Source organism: Streptomyces ipomoeae 91-03 (assembly GCF_000317595.1).
In the GTDB taxonomy this organism is placed as follows: Bacteria; Actinomycetota; Actinomycetes; order Streptomycetales; family Streptomycetaceae; genus Streptomyces; species Streptomyces ipomoeae.
In genome coordinates, this window is the sequence record NZ_AEJC01000575.1 from 1 (window position 1) to 963 (window position 963).

The window sequence follows — 963 nt, forward strand, 5'->3', positions numbered from 1 at the left end:
CCCGTCGCGTAGAGAAACACAGAGAGGTCCAACCCACCCGACCCCGGGCCGTAGGGCACCTGGCGACGGGCTGACACACCGGCACGGCCCCGACCCCCCACGCACCCCCAGGCGCACTCCGGCCCAACCGCCGGAGGCACCCCGCACAGCCCCGCCCAGTGCTACGCCGACGCGAGCAGTGGCGGGAGTTGGGACACCGTGCGGGCGGAGGCGATCGGGGCGGTGACCGTGGACTGGGCGGACAGCCAGGCCAGGGCGACGGTGGCGATGAGACCGTACTCGGCGGCCAGGCTCTGAAGAGGGCCCTCGTAGGTGTCGCGGGAGACCAGGTTGTAGTGGGGCTGGAGGGCGACGTAACGGGCGGGTCCCTCGGCGTCCGAGAAGTCCAGGGAGGCCTTCAGACGCTCGGGGGTGATGTTGGAGGCGGCGATCGCCCGGACCTTACCGGCCTTCACCAGCTCGTCGAGGGCGGTGACGATCTCCTCGACCGGCACCTCGGGCTTGTCGAAGTGGGTGTAGTAGAGGTCGATGTAGTCGGTGCCCAGGCGGGTGAGGGAGGCATCGGCCGCCGCCTTGATGTTGGCGGCGGAGAGGCCCTGGTACTGCGGGTGCCGGCTCACCTTGGTCGCGATGACCACGTCGGCACGGTTGCCGCGGGCCTTCGCCCTCCCCCACTCTCGACTTCGCTCGAGCGGGGGGGACCCCCATCCGATGGTCGTCTCCGACTCCCCACCCGTGTGGCCGTCGACCCACGCCGAGTAGGAGTCGGCGGTGTCGACGAAGTTGCCGCCGGCCGCCGCGTAGGCGTCGAGGACGGCGAAGGAGTCTTTCTCGTCGGCCGTCCAGCCGAAGACGTTGCCGCCGAGGGAGAGCGGGAAGACCTCGAGATCGGACGTGCCCAGCTTGCGAAGAGAAGTCATGCTCCTCGTCAACGGCCGGGCCGGACGCCCACATTCCGGGGTG

At 70.4% G+C, this 963-nt stretch carries 1 protein-coding gene; it reads right to left on the reverse strand.

Going from position 1 to position 963, the window contains the following annotated elements:
• Positions 1–161: 161 nt before the first annotated feature.
• On the reverse strand, positions 162–920 hold the full coding sequence (locus STRIP9103_RS37370) for an aldo/keto reductase (RefSeq protein ID WP_009333620.1): 759 nt from the start codon (positions 918–920) through the stop codon (positions 162–164).
• Positions 921–963 lie beyond the last annotated feature (43 nt).

Bases quoted from the DNA above. Each gene is read 5' to 3' on its own strand.
- STRIP9103_RS37370 (WP_009333620.1), bottom strand. From the start codon at position 920: ATGACTTCTCTTCGCAAGCTGGGCACGTCCGATCTCGAGGTCTTCCCG.